Source organism: Sporomusa sp., from assembly GCF_057736855.1.
In genome coordinates this window covers 1-2,287 of the sequence record NZ_JBYKYF010000400.1, presented here as the reverse complement: position 1 = coordinate 2,287, position 2,287 = coordinate 1, and the positions used below count along the sequence as shown (strand labels likewise).

Genomic DNA, 2,287 nt, shown 5'->3' with positions numbered 1-2,287 from the left:
GACAGATGATCATAATAAATAAAAAGGCTATCGACAATACTTTGTCGACAGCCTGTATTAACTTTATTATTTTCACTTTCTAAGTAAAGGATATCTTTTGTCAGTATTTTCTGAGTAGTACCGCGGTAAGTGATACGAATATTTGCTTGGTTCACTGTTTCGATCTGAGTGATTGCCCTTTCCATAACTTTCGCTAACTGCTCTATCTTTATCGGTTTTACTAGATAGCCCGTTGCGTTGACTTCGTATCCTTCGTAAACGTAATCGGTTGAGTTTGTCAGAAATATAATGTTGACTAGCTTGTCCTGTTTACGAATCATCCGTGCACATTCCATTCCATTCATGCCATTCATAATGATATCCAGAAATACGATATCAAAACTTATGGTTTTACTCTCCATAACGGTGTTTAGTTTATCGGGGCTATCGTAAACAAAAATGTGAACATTGACATCCCGCTTGCACAAGTAGCTTTCCAGTGCTTCGTATAGTTTTATTCTATCAGCAGCATTATCGTCACAAATAGCTATAATTAGCATTGTATGGCCTCCTCGTAACTAATCACCTAAGGCGTAAGATACATATAAAGCTTGTGTCTGTAAAAAGGTTGTAACCTGCGTGAAATGCGACATATGTGAACTCGTTTCAGTAAGCGGGGACAATATTATGACTACATTAGAAACCCTACCCTGAACGGACGCCCTCTTTAGAGTCAGGAAACTTAATTCAAGGTATAAAATAAGAATTCTGCAACATTATAGATAATCCTTGTTGATGTCTTAATTAATGTTGCATCAACAGGAGGATTATTTTGCAAGAAATTATAGTGCTTATAAGCAGAGGTATATTTTTTATAACTAATATTTTGCTACTCTATATATTCTTAACTCCACGGCGTCCTTTATGGTTTCAAATACCTGCCTATTCTGTCATTTGGATCGCTAATTACTTTTTGCGTGATATTTTGCAATCAATTATCCCTGATCCCTTTTTGGTCGGCTACATATTGGGCTCATTGTATATGATCCCTTGCGCACTGATTTTCAAAGAAACACTTAATGCTAAACTTTTTGTTTTTTTTATGATTTTTTCATTGTCCCAGTTTAATTTTCTTATTTTCTTATTTCTGGAGCAATTAATATTTGACCAGTTTGTAGGAAGCTTGATATTAGTAGGTTTAATCCTTGAGGCAATATCATTGCCATTATTAAAGAAATATGTATCACCTCATGTTCGCAATATTATTACGATTATCGATCAGCGAAATTTTGCCTTTACCTGTTTTCCCCTTTTGTCATTTGTACTGCTGGCATTTTATGGAGTGCAAAGAACATACTTGTTATCCAACTTCATTCCGTTAGTAGTAAGTACGTTATTAATTCTGTTTACCTATTACCTCATTGCTTTCGCAATTTATCAGACAAGGCGTACCCAAGAAACGGAAAAGCAACTAGCCTTGCAACGCGAGCATTATCGCAACCTAAACGATAGTATTAACGCAATGAAAACCATGCGCCATGACTTGCGTCACCACCTGGTAACGTGTTTAGAGTTTTTATTGAAAAAAAATTCGACTGCTGCAGAAAATTACCTGAGGCAGCTTAGCAACCACTATGACGATATTACTATTCCTAAAGTTTGTTCTAACCAGTTTGCTGATGCTCTTCTGTGTCACTACCTAAAGATAGCACAGGAACAAGGTATTACTGTGAATACAAACTTGCATTTACCTGACAAATTAGGAATTGACGATCAGGACCTGTGTGTTATTCTGGGCAACTGTTTGGAAAACGCTATTGAAGCCTGTAGTAAAATACCCCAAAGTGAGTTGCGTTATATTGATATTAAAGCCACCATAGCGAAAAGCCATCTGGTAATTAAAATAGCAAATTCTTTTTGTGGTTCTGTCATACGTCAAGGCGACAATTTTACATCCTCAAAACAGGGTGATAATCATGGAATAGGACTTTCCAGTGTGAAAGCACTGACTTCAAAATACCACGGTTATTGTTCTATCAATTATGATCACCAAGTCTTCAAAGTGGCTATTTCTTTGAAAATTCCGGAAAGTGTTGCCAGATCACAATCATTAAATATTTCATAAGCCTTCTGTATTCTTACCCAAGCAAACATGAACTGTCACTTCATCAAAAGAAGGCTGAACAAAGGGCAAAACAAAATTATCCACGGCCCCTCGTCATGCCGAATGTAACCCCGAATCGAGTAGGAGGCTGCTCCGCGCTCCGTTATTACTCTCTGTTTCCAACATACCCTCATAACGGCAGCC

General features: G+C 37.1%; 2 protein-coding genes. One reads left to right on the top strand and one right to left on the bottom strand.

Features of this window, described 5'->3' with window-relative positions; all coding sequences use genetic code 11:
* The coding region (locus AC29Z1_RS16805; RefSeq protein ID WP_488272601.1) for a LytR/AlgR family response regulator transcription factor at window positions 1-539 on the bottom strand (539 nt) is incomplete at its 3' end.
* A 272-nt stretch (window positions 540-811) separates the two neighbouring features.
* Between AC29Z1_RS16805 and AC29Z1_RS16800 the strand changes: the two genes are divergently transcribed.
* Entirely contained in the window at window positions 812-2,104 is a 1,293-nt protein-coding gene (locus AC29Z1_RS16800; RefSeq protein ID WP_488272600.1) for a GHKL domain-containing protein, read from the top strand.
* The last annotated feature ends 183 nt before the right edge of the window (window positions 2,105-2,287 follow it).